The organism is Dactylosporangium sp. NPDC051087, from assembly GCF_055586325.1.
On record NZ_JBVJIJ010000013.1, the window covers coordinates 143,663 to 158,986 of the forward strand.

A 15,324-nucleotide genomic window follows, 5' to 3' on the forward strand; every position below is an offset into this window, starting at 1 on the left:
ACAGTCTTCGTGTGACCGACGTGCCGCCGCAGAGCCCCGACGCCACCGACTCCGGCCCGCCGCGGTCCTCCGGCCAGGTCCCGCCACCGGTGTGGGCCTCCACCGCCGGCGCTGCTCCGGGTGCTTCCACGGCTCCGGGCGCTTCCGCTGCTTCCGCTGCTGACGACGGCCCGCCCCGGGCGCCGATGGTCGATCCCGGCCCGCCGTGGACGCCCTCGGGCCGGCCGCAGGCGGCCGGCGCGGGTCAGCCGTCATGGGTCACCGCCGGGCAGCCGCAGGCCGCCGGCGATGCGGGTCAGCCGTCGTGGGTCACCGCCGGGCAGCCGCAGCCCGCCGCCGGGCAACAGCAGCAGCCGGAATGGATCACGGCCGTGCAGCCGCAGGGCGACGCCGGGCAGTCGTGGATTCCCGGCGACCCGGGGCCGGCGCCGCAGCCGTCCCAGCCGTCGCCCGACGGCGTCGACGACGGGCCGCCGCCCGGGCTGTGGCAGAAGATGCGCGCCGACCCCGAGTACGCGCCCGAGCACCTCGCGCTCGAGGCCGTCACCAGGATCGGGCCGAAGATGCTCCTCGAGCTGCAGAAGCTGCGCGCCCAGAACCCGGGCGCGCCGCCGGAGGCGATCGCGAGCATGGTCGTCTACCGGTACACCAACCACGCCAGGCTCTCCGGCGCGGTGTCCGGCGCCGTCGGGCTCGCCGGGGCGGTCCTCGACGTCGGTGTGCTCGCCTGGACCCAGGCGAAGATGGTGCTGCTCGTGGCCGCCGCGTTCGGGCACGACCCGGCCGACCCCGAGCGGGCCACGGAGCTGCTGGTGCTGCAGGGCGTCCACAAGTACACGCAGACGGCCCGGGCCGCGCTGCAGGTCGCCCGCGGCCGGCAGGGGATCGGCACGCTGCTGCCGGACAAGCGCCGGCCGATCAACCAGATGCTGCTGACCCTGGGCCTGAAGCTCGCCCAGATGGCCGGGGTCAAGGCCGCGAAGCGGCTGTTCGCGAAGATCGTCCCGGGTGCGGCGATCATCCTCGGCAGCTTCGCCAACGCGGGCGCGACGAAGTCGCTCGGCAAGAAGGCCGTCGAGCTGTACGGCCGCCCGGCGCTGCCGATGCAACGCCCGCCGCTGCAGCTGCCGCCGGGGCCGAAGCACTGACGCGGCTCAGGCGCTCCGGCGCAGGGTCGCGAAGACGATGACGTTGCCGCGGTACGAGCGCCGCATCCGGTCGAACGTGCCGCCGCAGGTGATGAGCCGCAGCACCGGTCGGTCCGCCGCGCCGTAGACCTCGGCGGAGGGGAACCGCTCCTTCGGGTACTCCTCGACCCGGTCGACGCCGAACACCGCGGTCGTGCCGTCGGCCCGGCGGACGGCGATCTCGTCGCCGGGGCGCAGGTCCCGCAGCTGGTAGAACACCGCGGGCCCGTCCCTGGCCGTGTCGACGTGCCCGAGGATCACCGCCGGCCCGATCTCCCCGGGCGTGGCGAGGTTCCTGTACCAGCCGGCGGGCGCGTCGCCCCGCAGCGGCGGCACCGCGATCGTCCCGTCCGGGTTGAGGCCGAGCTCCATCAGCGAGGTGCTGACCCCGATCACCGGGATGTCCAGGTGTACGGGCACCGAAGCCCCCATCGCACCACCGGCCGCGGCGACCCCGGCGGAACCGCTCGTGCCGCCGGTCACGGCGCCGCCCGGTCCGGTGGCAGAGCCCGTGGAAGGGCTGGGGGCAGACCCGGTGGCAGGACTGGTGGAAGAGCCGGCGCCCGGTCCGGTGGCGGCCGGAGAGCCGGCGGCACGGCCGGTCGGCGCGGGCGGTCCGAGCGGCACCTCGTCGGCGGCGGCCTGCTGCCCGGGCCGGCGCTGCGGCTCGCGCGCCGGCGCGGCACCGATGACCACGAGCGTGAGCCCGGCGACCGCGCAAACGGCGGTCAGCACGTCGACGACCCGCCGTCGCCGCCGCGGCTCCATCGCCGAGATCCGCTGCCGCACCCGCGAGACGGCACCGGCCACCCCGGCTACCCCGGCCGCGGCCGGTGCCCCGGACGCGGCGGATGGTCCAGGCGTGGCGGATGGTCCAGAAGTGGCGGCTACCCCGGACGCGGTAGGTGCTCCGGACGCGGTGGGGGCTCCGGACACAGCGGGTGGTCCGGACGCGGCGGGTGGTCCGGACGCGGTGGATGGTCCGGACGCGGTGGATGGTCCGGACGCGGTGGATGGTCCGGACGCGGTGGATGGTCCGGACGCGGTGGATGGTCCGGACGCGGTGGGTGGTCCGGGCCGCATCTACCGCGGACCGGACGACGGGCGCAGCCGGAACACGGCGAGGGCCGCGGCGGCGAGCAGCAGGACGATGCCGGCGCCGGCGAGGAGCGGATACCGCATGCCGAGACCACCACCGCCGCCCGTGCCCGGCGCGCCGCTCGGGGTCGTGGCCGGCCGCGCGGTCGCCGTGGCGGTCGCGGTGGTCGCGCCGCCCGCCGCACCGGCGGAGCTGCCCGGCCCCGTGGAGGTCGTGGCGCCGCCCGCGGCACCGGCCGAAGCGCCGCCGCCCGGCCCGGTCGAGCCGCCCGCGGTCGCACCACCGGCGGTCGAGCCGCCGCCGGCGGCGCCCGAGCCGGTCGAGGCGCCGGTGGGGGTCGAGGTCCTGGCCGCGTTGCCCGAGGCGGCCGGGCCGGCCGAGGCGGAGCGGGAGGCGGGCGCGGCGGTCCCCGAGGTGCCGGCGGGGCCCGGTGCGGCGCCGTCACGGTCGTCGCGGGTCGCCACGCAGTACGACAGCAGCAGCACCAGCAGGACCAGCAACGCGACGGCGACCACCGTGGCGATCGCCCGCCGCTCGGCGAGGGTGCGCCTGGCGTGAGCTCTTCTCGCGGGTTCGGACATCGGGGCCTCCCCTGTCGAAGACGGGATGAGGGTACCCAATCACCGGCGTCGCATAACCACCGGTCAATAGCACCGAACGTGGGCGAGGCGTCAGACGGTCACCCGGCGGCGCGCAGGGCGCGGCGGGGCACCCGGGCGGCGGTCCCACAGCACCAGCAGCCCGATCCCGGCCCGCAGCGACACGGCCCCGGCCAGCACCCACACGATCCACGGCATGCTCCGTACATGCCCACGTGGTCGATGCGTCAACCGTCTACTCGAACAGCGAGTGGTGCCCGCCCCGGGCGTGGCGGCGGCGCTGGATGACGACGAGGTCGACGACCGCGACGGCGGCGAGGAACACGAACGCCCACGCGGGCAGCGGCAGGCCGGCGCGGAACAGCAGCACGGCGAACACGACCGACGACACCAGGCCGAACGTGGCCAGGACCAGGCGCAGGTTGAGGGGGCTGTACGGGTGCCCGACGGTCCCTCGCCGCCGGGGCGGCTGCGCGTCCAGAGGCATACCGGTCACCTACCCCGCCCGGCCGGTACCGTAACCGCGTGCCGAACCGAGATCGAAACTGGAGCGGGGCGTGAGCGGGCGGCTGCGGGAGATCGCCCGGCAGACCGTCGCGATCGCCGCCGCCGGCGAGTACCGCAACCAGGCCGGCGACCTCGTCCGCATCGGTCCCGCGGTGACCGCCGCCGTCGCCGGGACCAGGCTGTACCTGCCGGACGACCCCGTGCCCCCGCCCGCGGGGCCGCCGGTGGAGGCCCGGGTCGAGGTGACCGCCGAGTCGACCCTCGCGGCGGCCCGGCGCCTGGCCGCGCTGGGCGACGTCGCGTGCCTGGTGTTCGCGTCCGCGAAGAACCCCGGCGGCGGCTTCCTCGGCGGCGCCGAGGCGCAGGAGGAGAGCCTCGCCCGGGCGTCCGCCCTCTACCCGTGCCTGCGGGCGGCGCCGGACTTCTACGCGTTCCACCGCGAGCAGCACGATCTGCGCTACAGCGACCGGATCGTCTACTCGCCGGGTGTGCCGGTGTTCCGCGACGACAAGGGCAGGCTGCTCGACGCGGCGCACCACGCCACGTTCCTGACGGCCGCCGCCCCGAACCTCGGCGCGATCCTGCGCAGCCGGCCCGGCGACGCCGGCGACGTCCCCGCGGTGCTGCACCGGCGGGCCCGCCGGGTCCTGGCGGTCGCCGCCGCCCACGGGCACCGCACCCTGGTCCTCGGCGGGTGGGGTTGCGGGGTGTTCCGCAACGTGCCGGCCGACGTGGCCGGCGCGTTCGCCCTGGCGCTCGCCGACGTCGGCGCGTTCGACCAGGTGGTCTTCGCGGTGTACGACCGGGCGAAGGGCACCCCGGTCCGCGCGGCGTTCGTCGAGGCGTTCGGGAGTGCTCCCGGCCGTCTGTAGAATCAACGCCCGGATTGAGCGTGTTGCAGTATTCAAGCGGGTTGATGGCGATATCCGTTCCCGGACCCGTCAGGTATGTTCCGTCGGTCGCCCGAGCGGTAGGAGCGGAATGAGCGTGAACGAGGCCACCTGCGAGGATGCCGGTCCCGCGGTGGACGGCACGGCCGTTGACGGCACCGCCGTCCTGGGCTCCTCGCTGCCGCGGATGCTGCTCGCGACCGCCGTCGCGGTCACGGTCGTCGTCCTCGGCGTGACCCACTGGTCGACGGTGCGTGAGGGCGTCGCCGGGCTCGCCCGGGCCGACAGCGCCTGGCTGGTGGTCGCCGCGCTCGGCACCGCGTCGATCTGGATCGCCGGGACGATCACGCAGATCGGCTCGATGTCGCTGCGCCCGCCGGTCGGCAAGCTCCTGGCGGTCCAGGTGGCGGCGTCGTTCGCCAACCACGTGCTGCCCGCCGGTTCGGGCGGGATGGGGATCAACATCCGGTTCCTGCGCAAGCACGGCCTCGGGCCGGGCGCCGCGGTCGGATCCGTCGGGCTGAACACCCTCGCCGGCGCGGTCACGCACACGCTGCTGCTCGTCGTGGCCGTCGCCGTCAGCCCGTCGCTGGCCCGCGGCATCCAGGTGCCGGGGTCGTGGCGGGAGTCGGCGGCGCGGGCCGCGGGACCGGCCGGCTGGGCCCTGCTCGCGGTCGGTGCCCTGCTGCTGGCCGCGGGCCTGGTCGCCGCGGTGCGTCCCGCGTGGCGCCGCACGATGGCGGCCCGGGTCGTCGCGGCGGGCCGGCGGGTCGGTGAGGAGCTGCGCCGGCTGTGGGGGGTGCTGCGCGACCCGTACCGGGCGGCGGCGCTGTGGCTCGGGTCGTTCTCCACGCCGCTGCTGCACGCCGTCATCCTCTACGCGGTCCTGCGCAGCCTGGGCGTGGCGGTGACGGTCGGGACCGCTGTCGTGCTCTACCTCGTCGTGTCGACGCTGTCGGCGTTCGTGCCGTCACCCGGTGGCATCGGCGCGCTCGACGTCGCCATGCTGGCCGGCCTCACCGCGATCGGCGTGTCCTCGGCCGTCGCGCTCGGTGCGGTGGTGGGGTATCGGCTGATCACCGTGTGGGTGCCGCTGCTGCCCAGCGCGTTCGTCCTGGCGGTGCTCCTGCGCCGGCGCATCATCTGACCCGTGCCGCCCCGGCACGACGCGCTCCCGCGGCGGCGCCACGCCGTCATGCCCGTGCCGAGCCGGCACGATGCGGTCGTCCGCGCGGTCCCGCGGCGCCAGGTCGTCGACCGGGTGCGCGGACAGCCGGCGGCGGCGCCACGGCGGGGTGGTGAAGCGGGCCGGCAGCGGGGGCAGGGCCGGGGCGAGCGCGACCGCGGCCAGGCCGACGACGACCCCGGCGACGACGTCGAGGACCCAGTGGTTGGCGGTGACGACCACGACGACCCCGGTGATCGTGGGGTACACGTAGCACAGCGCCCGCCCGCGCCGCCCGGCCAGCAGCGCCGCGGCGACGCACGCGGTCCACACCGCCCAGGCGAGGTGCAGCGACGGCATCGCCGCGTACTGGTCGGCGGGCACCTGGCCGCCGTGGTCGAGGCTGAACCCGGCGGCGGCGATCGTGTCCACGTAGCCGCCGTCCGGCATGAGCCTCGGCGGCATCACCGGCAGCAGGTAGAACACGGTCATCCCGGTCAGGTTGGTGATGACCAGGGCGTTGCGCATCGGCCGGTAGAGGTCCGGGCCGGCGATGTAGCACCAGACCAGCACCGCCAGGGACACGCCGATGTGGGCGAACTGGTACCAGTACACCGCGGCCAGGGCCAGCGGCGGATGGTCGGTCAGCCACCGGTTGGCGGCCAGCTCCCAGTCCAGGTGCAGCAGCCGCTCGATCGACAGCACCTCGGCGCCGTGCCGGTGCGCGGGCGCCTCCCGCACCGCGGCCAGGGAGCGGATCATGTCGTACACCTTGACGAGCAGCACCACGATCAGCAGCTCGCCGAGCACGTTGGGCCGGCGGCGCCGGGTGACGGAGATCGTGGCGGGACGGTCCGTGAGCGGGCTGGAGCGCAGCGGAGGGCCGCTCACCATGGGCGCAGGTCGTGGCTCAGGCCGACGCTGGAGCGCAGCGGAGGCGGCGGCGTGAGTGAGCTGGAGCGCAGGGTCACGCGCGCGCGCCGATCGGTGCCCGGTGCGCCGCGGCGAGCTCATACAGCGCGGTGGTCCTGGCCAGGACGTCCGGCCACGCGACCGGCGGCGCCGTGGCCAGGTTGTGTGCGGCGATCCGGCCGCGCCGGGCCGGATCGGTGGCGAGTGCGGCGATCGCGTCGGCCATCGCGGCGTCGCTGTCGACCAAGACACCCTCCCTGCCATCGGTGATGAGCTGACCGATCCCGCCCTCGGCCCGCGCGACCACGGGAAGCCCGGCGCACCGCGCCTCCAGCGCCGCGATCCCGAAGGACTCCAGGATGGCCGGCGCGACGAACAGGTCACCCTGCGCGAACAGCGACCTGATCTGTGACCGGGACAGCCTACCGGGCAGGCTCACCCATCCGGTCATCCCGTGTCTGCGCAGGTAGCGCTCCATGGCCGGGCGGCGCGGGCCGTCGCCGGCGATGACCGCCCGCAGGCCGGTCGTCTCCGGCAGCGACAGCCGGGCCCGGCGCAGCATCCGCAGCAGCTGCAGCGGCCGCTTACGGGCGGCGAGGCGCATGACGGCGACGACGAGCACGCCGCGCGGGTCGGTGGGGTGCGGGTCGACCCGCCACCGGTCGGCGTCGATGCCGTTGGGCAGCACGTGCACCTCGGCGGGCCAGACGAGCCGGCGCAGGGGCGCGGCCGCCACGTCGCTGACCGCCGTCCACACGGCCGGCCAGGAGGACCAGCCGGAGGCGCTGTCCAGCGCGCGGAACGCGTGCTCCAGGTGCGACAGCAGCGAGTGGATCGTCACCACGGTCGGGACCTGACCGGCGAGCGACGCGGCGGCGTACGCGAGCGGCGAGGCCGGCCCGGCGTGCACGTGCAGCACGTCGTACCGGCCGGACAGCAGCAGCGACCGGCCCGCCCGCAGGACGGTGGGGCGCACCTCGGCGGGCAGCCAGAGCCGCTCCGACAGCCGGTGCACCCGCGGCTCACCGTGCGGGGAGGGCAGGGTGGTGCCGCCGGGGCCGTCGGGGGTGGTGGTGACGATCTCGACGTCGTGCCCGGCCGCCTGCTGCCGGACGGCCAGGTCGTGCACGTGCATCTCGATGCCGCCGAGGCGCGGGAGGTAGAAGTCGGTGACGTGCGCGATTCTCATGAACTGCGGCTCCGAGATGGTGACGGCCGGTGCCCGGGGTGGGATGGGAGCATTGGCCGGTGCCGTACACGATGGTGTCGTTTCATGCGCATCCGGACGACGAGGCGTTGCTGACCGCGGGGACCCTGGCCAGGGCGGCCGCGGAGGGGCACCGCGTCGTCCTGGTCGTCGCGACCGCCGGTGGGGCCGGGCTCGCGTCCTCGGCGGTGCTGGCGGAGGGACCCCTGGCCGGGCGGCGCCTGACCGAGCTGCACGCCTCCGCGGCGGCCCTCGGCTGTGCTCGGGTCGAGTGCCTCGGCTACGAGGACTCCGGCATGGCGGACGCCCGCTCCGGGGCCGACGGCTCGTTCGCCGACGCCGACGTGCGCGAGGCGGCCGGCCGGCTCGCCGCGCTGCTGGAGCAGGAGCGCGCCGCCGTGCTCACCGTCTACGACCCGGCCGGCGGCTACGGCCACCCCGACCACGTGCAGGTGCACCGGGTCGGGACCCTGGCGGCGGAGCTGGCCGGCACGCCGGTCGTGCTGGAGGCCACCGTCGACCGGCGGCTGCTGCAGCGGGCGCTGCGCGCCGTGCACTGGCTGCCCGGCATCCCGGCGGACTTCCACCCGGCGCGCTTCGCCGGGGCGTTCGCGGAGCCGGGGCGCATCACGCACCGTGTCGACGTGCGCCGCTTCACCGGGCCCAAGCGGGCCGCCATGGCCGCGCACACCAGCCAGGCCGGGGCCGACACCGGCCGGCGCACCCTGGCGGTCCTGCTGAAGCTGCCGCGTCCGCTCTTCCGGTTGCTGATGGGGCGCGAATGGTTCGTCCAGCACGGCCGCGCACCGGCCCGTCCCCTGATCGACGACGTCTTCGCCGGTCTGCGGGACAGCCGCTGAGCCCTTCCCCCGAGCAGGCAATGCGCCCCCGATCGTCGGTCATGGCCGTTGGCCCCTTGCACCTGGACCGCCGCGCCGGCAACCGACCTTCAGCGAACCGCTGGGGAATTGTAGGTGGTCGCCGCGTGGCGTAGGGGGGAGGCACACCCGCCGATCACCGCGGTTGTGCTCAGATGCGCTGCCCGGATGCCGATTCGGCCGGGGTGGGGGAGCGGGCGTCACTGCGCCGGTCGATGATCCTCGCCCGGGACAGGGTCGCCGCGACGCGCGCCGTCGCGTACTTCCTGATGGTCGGCGGCGCGGTCGTCGGCGTGTGCGCGCTGCTCGTCCCCGGGTTCGCCGGGAGCTTCGCGGGCATCGTCGCGACCGTGGTGACGGCGATCGCCATGATCGGCGCCGGGGCGTGCTGCCGGCTGGCGCCCGACCGGGTGCCGGAGCCGTTCTGGGCGGTCGTCCCGGCACTCGGCGTGCTGATCATCGGCGGCCTGAACCTCGCCACCGAGGACGTGAGCGTCAGCGCGCACCTCTACTATCTGTGGCCGCTGCTGTACGCCGCGACGTTCCTGCGCCAGGACGTCGCCTACGCGCTGCTGGTGGCGGCGAGCCTGACCGACGCGGCGGTGACGTTCACGCTGCAGCCGGTCAGGGTCGGGCTGCCCGACATCGCGGCCCTGGTCACGGCGTACTGCGTGCTCACCGTCGTGGTGACGAAGCTGCGCGGCCGGGCCGACGCCCTGGTGGCGATGCTGGAGCAGCAGGCGCTGACCGACCCGCTGACCGGGCTGCCCAACCGGCGGGCGTTCGACCGGGACCTCACCGCCGCGCTCGACGCCGCCCGGCTGACCGGGGCGGAGTACTGCCTGCTCATCGTCGACGTCGACCACTTCAAGACGATCAACGACACGTGGGGCCACGCGACCGGCGACGCCGTGCTGGTCCAGGTGGCGGCGGCGCTGCGGGAGGCCGGGCCGGGGCAGTCGCGGGCGGCGCGGCTCGGCGGGGACGAGTTCGCCGTGCTCGTGCGGGGCGACGTGGCGGACGCGCAGCGGATCGCGGTGGCGGCGCGGGCCGCGGTGGCCGGCGTCGCGGACCTGCCCGACGGGCTGCCGACGCTGAGCGTCGGCCTGGTGTCCACCCGCTCGGCCGTGACGGAGCCGGACGCGCTGCTCGCCGCGGCCGACCGGGCCCTGTACGACGCGAAGGTCCACGGCCGGGACAGGGTCAGCGTCGTCGAGACCGCCCCGCGCCGGCGGGCCGGAGCCCGGAACAGGTAGCCACCCGTCCAGTTCCGTCCTATTGACATGCCCCGATCTCGGTCCGATGCTGTGAGAGCGCTCTCACTAAAGGTTCTTCACAGATCCGGGAGCGCACCGGCGGGCCACACAACGTCGCGACAGTCCTGCCCGGCCGCCACCGGGGAGCACGCCGGGCTGTCCAGCGGAACTGAGGAGCCACCTTTGCGCACCATGACCAGGCTGCTGCGCGCGGCCGCAACCCTCCTACTGGCCGTGCCGGCCGTGCTCGTCGGCGGCACCGCCGCGCAGGCGATCGGGCCGAGCCTGCTGCCCATGACCGTCACCAACTCCACCGGTCGCGGCGACGCCGTCTACCTCTACGTGCTCGGCGTCAACCTGGCGACCGGCCGGCTCGGCTACGTCAACGGCGCCGGCACGTTCAACAACTGGCCCGCCGGCGGGCTGCCGCCCACCCCGGCGCCCGACGTGTCGATCGCCGGCCCCGGCAACGGCGGCACGAAGACCATCCAGATCCCGCGCGGGCTGTCCGGCCGGGTCTACTTCTCCCTCGGCCAGCGGATCAACTTCTACCTCACCCCGGACGGCCTGGTCCAGCCCGCGCCGTGGGCGGGCGGGGACTCCAACCGCGACATCCTGTTCGACTGGAGCGAGTTCACCTACAACGACGCCGGCCTGTGGCTCAACAGCTCGCAGGTCGACATGTTCGCCGTCCCGCACGCCGTGACCGTCACCGGCGCCACGGGCACCACGAAGCGGACCGGCGACCTCGTCGCCAACGGCCGCGACGCGGTGATCAACGGCATCCGCAACCAGCCCGGCTGGGGCGGCTCGATCTACACCCGCGGCGACGGCACCGTCCTGCGCGTCCTCGCCCCGGGCAAGGCCGCCGAGGCGGGCGGGCTGAGCAGCACATACCTCGACTCCTACATCAACTCGGCGTGGGGCGCGTACGCGAGCAAGACGCTGACCGTGGTGCCGTTCGGCGACCAGCCGAACACGAAGTACTTCGGCCGGGTGTCGGGCACGACGATGAACTTCACCAACAGCGCCGGGCAGCAGGTCGCGTCGTTCCAGCGGCCCACCAGCGCCGACGTGTGGGGCTGCGCCGGCCGGCTCGCCGCGCCCAACGACCTGGTCGTCGGGCCCATCTCCCGTACCCTGTGCGCCGCCCTCAACCGCGGCACGCTCGGCACGATCGACACCCAGCCGAGCACCAACGCGGCGGACTTCTACAAGAACAACCCGACCAACCAGTACGCCAAGATCATTCACGCGAACATGGTGGACGGCAAGGCGTACGCCTTCCCCTTCGACGACGTGGGCGCCTTCGAGTCGCTCGTGCACGACGGTGACCCCCGCGCCGCCGGGATCGTGCTCACCCCGTTCAGCGGCGGCAGCAACCCGCCGACCGGTAACCGCATCATCAGCAACATGAACAACAAGTGCGTCGACGTCCCGTCGTCCAACTTCACCGACGGCAACCAGCTGCAGATGTGGAACTGCAACGGCACCGGCGCGCAGAACTGGACGTTCAACGGCGACGCGATCCAGGCCGGCGGCAAGTGCATGGACGTCGCGGCCGGCTCCCTCGCCAACGACGCGAAGATCCAGATCTGGACCTGCAACGGCTCCGGCGCGCAACGCTTCACGCTCAACGGCGCCGGCGACATCGTGAACCTGCAGTCGGGCAAGTGCCTGGACATCCAGTCGTTCAACGCCAACGACGGGGCCAAGCTCATCCAGTGGACCTGCACCGGCAGCTCCAACCAGAAGTGGCGCCGCGGCTGATCCGACCGTATGCCGCCGAATGACGTGGTCCTGGCCCGCCAGCCAGGACCACGTCCGTTTCTACCGGTGGAACGTCAGAACGTCCCGGCCGTGTTGCACTTGGCCTTCTGGACGATGCAGTCCTTCACCCGCTGGCCGAGGGCCACGTTGTCCCAGGCGAAGAAGTTGTCGCCGTGCATCGACGACGCCATGCCGGACGCGAGGGTGTAGCCCGCCGCGCTGCCGTGCGTGTTGTAGTCGATGACGAACGAGACGTTCGGGATCGCGACCGGGAACGCCCCGCCGCACTTGCCGTTGACCAGGTTGGTCGACACGTGCGACTTGTGGTCGGGGCTGTCCAGGTTGATCCCGTCCCAGCAGTCCTGGAAGACGAGCTGGTACGTCAGGTTGGCGGTCTGCGCGCAGATCGGCCAGTTGCCGTCGGAGCTGCGGCCGATCTCGCCGCCGGGGCCCGCGCACCAGAACTGGCCGGGTGCGCCGGACGGGGTCGCCACCTGCCGCTTGGCGTCACCGGCGATCATCCGGAAGCCCTGCGGGAACGGCACGGTCGCGGTCGGGTCCTGCAGGCGGGAGCCGTAGTACACGGTCACGCCGCGGGGCTCGATCGCCACGCCGTTCTGGTAGAGCGTCGGGATCCAGTACGCGGAGTGGTCCAGCGCCGGCCCGCAGCTCGACGACGTGTTGGCGAGCAGCGACTCGGTGGTGGTGTTGGCGTTGGTACTGCGGTTGCCCAGGAAGCTGTGCATGTGCGACGCGCCGGGCAGCCCGGGGAAGACGATCGGGTCGTCCTTGAACGAGTGGCTGTAGGTGCACGCCGCGTTGAACTCCGAGACGCGCACGGCGTTGGCCGGCGCCGGGTGCATGGGCAGCGCGTTGAACTGCGCGAGCTGCGCGGCCCACTTCGCCTGGTCCATCTTCACCCAGCCCGCGCCGGACGAGCCGGTGGCGGTCGGGGTCGGCTGGCTGCCGCCCGTGCCGAACACCTGGAACTCCCACAGCGACGCGCCGTACTGCGTCGCGCGGGCGGTGGTGTTGAGCTTCACGTACCGGCCGGAGGCGGACACGTTGAAGGTCTGCGTGCCGCCGGTGCCGTTGACGGTGGTGTTGATCGTCGTCCACGAGGTGCCGTTGGCCGACGTCTGGATGGTGAAGTTCTTCGCGTAGGCGGTCTCCCAGATGATGACCACCTTGTTGATGGTGGCGGTGGCGCCCAGGTCGACCTGGAGCCACTGGGGGTCGCTGAACGCGCTCGACCACCGGGTGCCGGTGTTGCCGTCGACCGCGTTGGCGGCGGGGGTGCCGCCGTTCTCGGTCGACGACGCCGTCGCCGGCTTGCCCTGGGAGATCGGGGTCTCGGCGGCGTCGGCGGACTGCAGGGCCTGGGCGGTGAGGAACGTGCCGACCAACGCGGTGAGCGCGGCGCCGAGCACCAGGGTGCGCAGCCGCGTTCTGCCCGCGAGGGCGTAGTTGGACATGACGGGTCCTCCGGTTCTGCGGGTACGGCCGGGGGCGGGGTCCGACCGGCACCGGCCCGTGGCAGCGGGACGGTGATCTTGCCAGAGAGCGCTCTCTGTCGTCTCACACTGAACCTCGGACTCGATTCGTGTCAATGGATCCGGACAAATGGGAGAGCGCTCTCCAAGAATCCGTTTTCCCGCAGGCCGCACGGTGTCCGGCCCATCGACGGTCATGACACGCCCGCGACGGGCCGATTCGAGGGAGCGCTCTCCGCGCCGGTTCGCGGGAACGTCGCGGGATCACGGGAGAAAGGCCCAGGTGGGTCACAGGCAACGCACAAGGACGCCACACGTTCGCTCCGTATCCAGGGGACATGAAGAAGTTCCTGGGCAGCACAGTGGGCAGGACCGTCGCCGCCGGGGTCGCCGCCCTGGTGCTCGCCGCCGGCGGTGGCACGGCATGGGCGCTCGACCGGTTCGTCGTCGACCACGTGCAGATCGCCGACGTCGACGCGTACGAGGCCGCGGCCGGCACCGCGGCGGACCGCGCCGGCGCGCAGAGCACGGTCACCGGCACCACCTACACCTCCGCCGACGCGACCGTCACCGTCGCCAAGCACGTCACCGGCACCGGCGGCGGGACCGTCACCTACTACGTCGCCGACGTCGTCCTCACCGACGCGACCCGGCTGCGCTCGGCGTTCGCGGACAACCGGTTCGGCACCAACATCGTCGAGAACACCTCGGCGATCGCCGCCGACAACGACGCCGTGTTCGCGATCAACGGCGACTACTACGGGTTCCGCGACACCGGCATCGTGATCCGCAACGGCGTCGTCTACCGCGACAAGGGCGCCCGCCAGGGCCTCGCCTTCTACCGCGACGGCACCGTCGAGGTGTACAACGAGACCGCCACCACCGCCCAGAAGCTGGTCGACGCCGGCGTGTGGAACACGCTGTCGTTCGGGCCCGCGCTGCTGGAGGACGGGCAGGTCGTCGCCGGCATCGAGGACGCCGAGGTCGACACCAACTTCGGCAACCACTCCATCCAGGGCGACCAGCCGCGCACCGCCGTCGGCGTCGTCGACGCCAACCACCTCGTCTTCGTCGTCGTCGACGGGCGCAGCACCGGCTACAGCGCCGGGGTGACGATGACCGGGCTCGCCGGGATCCTGCGGGACCTGGGCGCGGGCACCGCGTACAACCTGGACGGCGGCGGCTCGTCGACGATGGTCTTCGACGGCGAACTGGTCAACAACCCCCTCGGCAAGGGCACCGAGCGGGGCACGTCCGACATCCTCTACATCGAGCGGTAGTCCGCCGATGATCGTGCTCATCCCGGCGTACGAGCCGGGCCCGCGACTGGTCCGCCTCGTGGCCGACCTGCTCGACGCGGGGCAGCGGGTCGTGGTCGTCGACGACGGCAGCGGCCCCGCCCACGCCGGCGTGTTCCAGGCCGTGCGGGACCTGGGCGCCACCGTGCTGACCCATCCGGTCAACCGGGGCAAGGGCGCCGCGCTGAAGACCGGCTTCCGGCACGCGGGCGGCGACGACGTGGTCTGCGCCGACGCCGACGGCCAGCACCGGGTCCAGGACGTGCTGCTCGTCGCCGCGCACGTGCGGCGCACCGGCCGCACCACCCTCGGCGTGCGCCGCTTCACGGGAGCCGGGGCGGTGCCGTTGCGCAGCAGCGCCGGCAACACGCTCACCCGGGTGCTGTTCGCCGCGGTCACCGGCCGCCGCGTCGCCGACACCCAGACCGGCCTGCGCGGTTACCCCGGCGCGCTGCTCGGCTGGCTGCTGGACGTGCCGGGGGAGCGCTTCGAGTACGAGATGCGCGCCCTGCTGCTCGCCGCCCGCCACGGCCACCCGGTCGAGCAGGTGCCGATCGCGACGGTCTACCTGGAGCACAACGCGTCCTCGCACTTCCGGCCCCTCGCGGACTCCGCCCGGGTCTACGCGCCGCTGCTGCGCTTCGCCGGCTCGTCGCTGCTCGCCGCGGCCGTCGACGCGGTGCTGCTCTTCACCCTGTACGCGGCGACCGGCGCCCTGCTGCCCTCGGTGCTCGGCGCCCGCGCGGTCAGCTCCACGACGAACTTCCTGGTCAACCGGCGGGTCGTGTTCGCCGGCGGCAGCTCGTCGCCGGCCGCCTCGGCGCGCCGCTACTGGACCCTCGTCGCCGGGCTGGCGCTCGGCAACGCCGCGGTGCTGCACGCGCTCACCGGCGCCGGGCTGCCGCTGCTACCGGCGAAGCTCGCGACCGAGGCACTGCTGTTCGCCGTCAGCTACCTCGTGCAGCACCGGGTCGTGTTCGGCAGCCCGGCCACAGGTGCCTCCCAGGTGGCGCACAGCCCCGCCCGGCTTGATGAACGGGTAGCGAACTCGAGATGAAGGAAC

General features: G+C 73.9%; 14 protein-coding genes and 1 pseudogene. 8 read left to right on the forward strand and 7 right to left on the reverse strand.

Annotated features, from left to right (window positions below):
- The first annotated feature begins 11 nt into the window (after window positions 1-11).
- A complete protein-coding gene (locus tag ACZ6TV_RS25280; RefSeq protein WP_465299718.1) occupies window positions 12-1,148 on the forward strand; it encodes an EcsC family protein in 1,137 nt (378 codons plus the stop codon).
- Window positions 1,149-1,154: 6 nt separating this feature from the next.
- On the opposite strand, the gene ACZ6TV_RS25285 is transcribed toward ACZ6TV_RS25280, so the two are convergent.
- From ACZ6TV_RS25285 to ACZ6TV_RS25300, 4 genes are all read right to left on the reverse strand, one after another.
- Entirely contained in the window at window positions 1,155-1,976 is an 822-nt protein-coding gene (locus ACZ6TV_RS25285) for a class F sortase (protein WP_465299719.1), read from the reverse strand.
- A 294-nt stretch (window positions 1,977-2,270) separates the two neighbouring features.
- Complete coding sequence (locus ACZ6TV_RS25290) at window positions 2,271-2,867, reverse strand: hypothetical protein (protein ID WP_465299720.1); 597 nt, start codon at window positions 2,865-2,867, stop codon at window positions 2,271-2,273.
- Between the two features lie 90 nt (window positions 2,868-2,957).
- Window positions 2,958-3,083, reverse strand: coding sequence for a hypothetical protein (locus tag ACZ6TV_RS25295; RefSeq protein WP_465299721.1), 126 nt, complete (start codon window positions 3,081-3,083; stop codon window positions 2,958-2,960).
- A gap of 37 nt (window positions 3,084-3,120) precedes the next feature.
- Window positions 3,121-3,372, reverse strand: a complete 252-nt coding sequence (locus ACZ6TV_RS25300; RefSeq protein WP_465299722.1) for a DUF6343 family protein — start codon at window positions 3,370-3,372, stop codon at window positions 3,121-3,123.
- 70 nt (window positions 3,373-3,442) lie between these two features.
- Between ACZ6TV_RS25300 and ACZ6TV_RS25305 the strand changes: the two genes are divergently transcribed.
- A complete protein-coding gene (locus tag ACZ6TV_RS25305; protein WP_465299723.1) occupies window positions 3,443-4,264 on the forward strand; it encodes a TIGR02452 family protein in 822 nt (273 codons plus the stop codon).
- A 109-nt stretch (window positions 4,265-4,373) separates the two neighbouring features.
- Complete coding sequence (locus ACZ6TV_RS25310) at window positions 4,374-5,429, forward strand: lysylphosphatidylglycerol synthase transmembrane domain-containing protein (RefSeq protein WP_465299724.1); 1,056 nt, start codon at window positions 4,374-4,376, stop codon at window positions 5,427-5,429.
- 192 nt (window positions 5,430-5,621) lie between these two features.
- On the opposite strand, the pseudogene ACZ6TV_RS25315 reads toward ACZ6TV_RS25310, so the two are convergent.
- Window positions 5,622-6,461 (reverse strand): annotated as a pseudogene (locus tag ACZ6TV_RS25315) (phosphatase PAP2 family protein); the annotation flags it as partial.
- Window positions 6,415-7,548 (reverse strand): glycosyltransferase family 4 protein, encoded by a 1,134-nt coding sequence (locus ACZ6TV_RS25320; protein ID WP_465299725.1) that lies wholly within the window; start codon window positions 7,546-7,548, stop codon window positions 6,415-6,417. The pseudogene ACZ6TV_RS25315 and the gene ACZ6TV_RS25320, both read right to left, overlap by 47 nt.
- Window positions 7,549-7,607: 59 nt before the next feature.
- On the opposite strand from ACZ6TV_RS25320, the gene ACZ6TV_RS25325 reads away from it, so the two are divergent.
- From ACZ6TV_RS25325 to ACZ6TV_RS25335, 3 genes are all read left to right on the forward strand, one after another.
- On the forward strand, window positions 7,608-8,426 hold the full coding sequence (locus ACZ6TV_RS25325; RefSeq protein WP_465299726.1) for a PIG-L family deacetylase: 819 nt from the start codon (window positions 7,608-7,610) through the stop codon (window positions 8,424-8,426).
- A gap of 173 nt (window positions 8,427-8,599) precedes the next feature.
- Entirely contained in the window at window positions 8,600-9,700 is a 1,101-nt protein-coding gene (locus tag ACZ6TV_RS25330; protein ID WP_465299727.1) for a GGDEF domain-containing protein, read from the forward strand.
- A 183-nt stretch (window positions 9,701-9,883) separates the two neighbouring features.
- Window positions 9,884-11,470: a beta-1,3-glucanase family protein gene (locus ACZ6TV_RS25335; protein WP_465299728.1), complete on the forward strand. Its 1,587-nt coding sequence runs from the start codon at window positions 9,884-9,886 to the stop codon at window positions 11,468-11,470.
- Window positions 11,471-11,544: 74 nt separating this feature from the next.
- Here the strand turns inward: ACZ6TV_RS25335 and ACZ6TV_RS25340 are convergent, their stop codons facing one another.
- Window positions 11,545-12,945 (reverse strand): DUF1996 domain-containing protein, encoded by a 1,401-nt coding sequence (locus tag ACZ6TV_RS25340; RefSeq protein ID WP_465299729.1) that lies wholly within the window; start codon window positions 12,943-12,945, stop codon window positions 11,545-11,547.
- Between the two features lie 356 nt (window positions 12,946-13,301).
- Between ACZ6TV_RS25340 and ACZ6TV_RS25345 the strand changes: the two genes are divergently transcribed.
- Both ACZ6TV_RS25345 and ACZ6TV_RS25350 read left to right on the forward strand, forming a co-directional pair.
- Complete coding sequence (locus ACZ6TV_RS25345) at window positions 13,302-14,243, forward strand: phosphodiester glycosidase family protein (RefSeq protein ID WP_465299730.1); 942 nt, start codon at window positions 13,302-13,304, stop codon at window positions 14,241-14,243.
- Window positions 14,244-14,250: 7 nt separating this feature from the next.
- Window positions 14,251-15,318: a glycosyltransferase gene (locus ACZ6TV_RS25350; protein WP_465299731.1), complete on the forward strand. Its 1,068-nt coding sequence runs from the start codon at window positions 14,251-14,253 to the stop codon at window positions 15,316-15,318.
- Window positions 15,319-15,324: the final 6 nt, after the last annotated feature.

Excerpts from the sequence above, each read along its gene's own strand:
- ACZ6TV_RS25290 (WP_465299720.1), bottom strand. The coding sequence starts at position 2,867 with ATGTCCGAACCCGCGAGAAGAGCTCACGCCAGGCGCACCCTCGCCGAG.
- ACZ6TV_RS25295 (WP_465299721.1), bottom strand. The coding sequence starts at position 3,083 with ATGCCGTGGATCGTGTGGGTGCTGGCCGGGGCCGTGTCGCTGCGGGCC.
- ACZ6TV_RS25300 (WP_465299722.1), bottom strand. The coding sequence starts at position 3,372 with ATGCCTCTGGACGCGCAGCCGCCCCGGCGGCGAGGGACCGTCGGGCAC.
- ACZ6TV_RS25310 (WP_465299724.1), top strand. The coding sequence starts at position 4,374 with ATGAGCGTGAACGAGGCCACCTGCGAGGATGCCGGTCCCGCGGTGGAC.
- ACZ6TV_RS25320 (WP_465299725.1), bottom strand. The coding sequence starts at position 7,548 with ATGAGAATCGCGCACGTCACCGACTTCTACCTCCCGCGCCTCGGCGGC.
- ACZ6TV_RS25330 (WP_465299727.1), top strand. The coding sequence starts at position 8,600 with ATGCGCTGCCCGGATGCCGATTCGGCCGGGGTGGGGGAGCGGGCGTCA.
- ACZ6TV_RS25340 (WP_465299729.1), bottom strand. The coding sequence starts at position 12,945 with ATGTCCAACTACGCCCTCGCGGGCAGAACGCGGCTGCGCACCCTGGTG.
- ACZ6TV_RS25345 (WP_465299730.1), top strand. The coding sequence starts at position 13,302 with ATGAAGAAGTTCCTGGGCAGCACAGTGGGCAGGACCGTCGCCGCCGGG.
- ACZ6TV_RS25350 (WP_465299731.1), top strand. The coding sequence starts at position 14,251 with ATGATCGTGCTCATCCCGGCGTACGAGCCGGGCCCGCGACTGGTCCGC.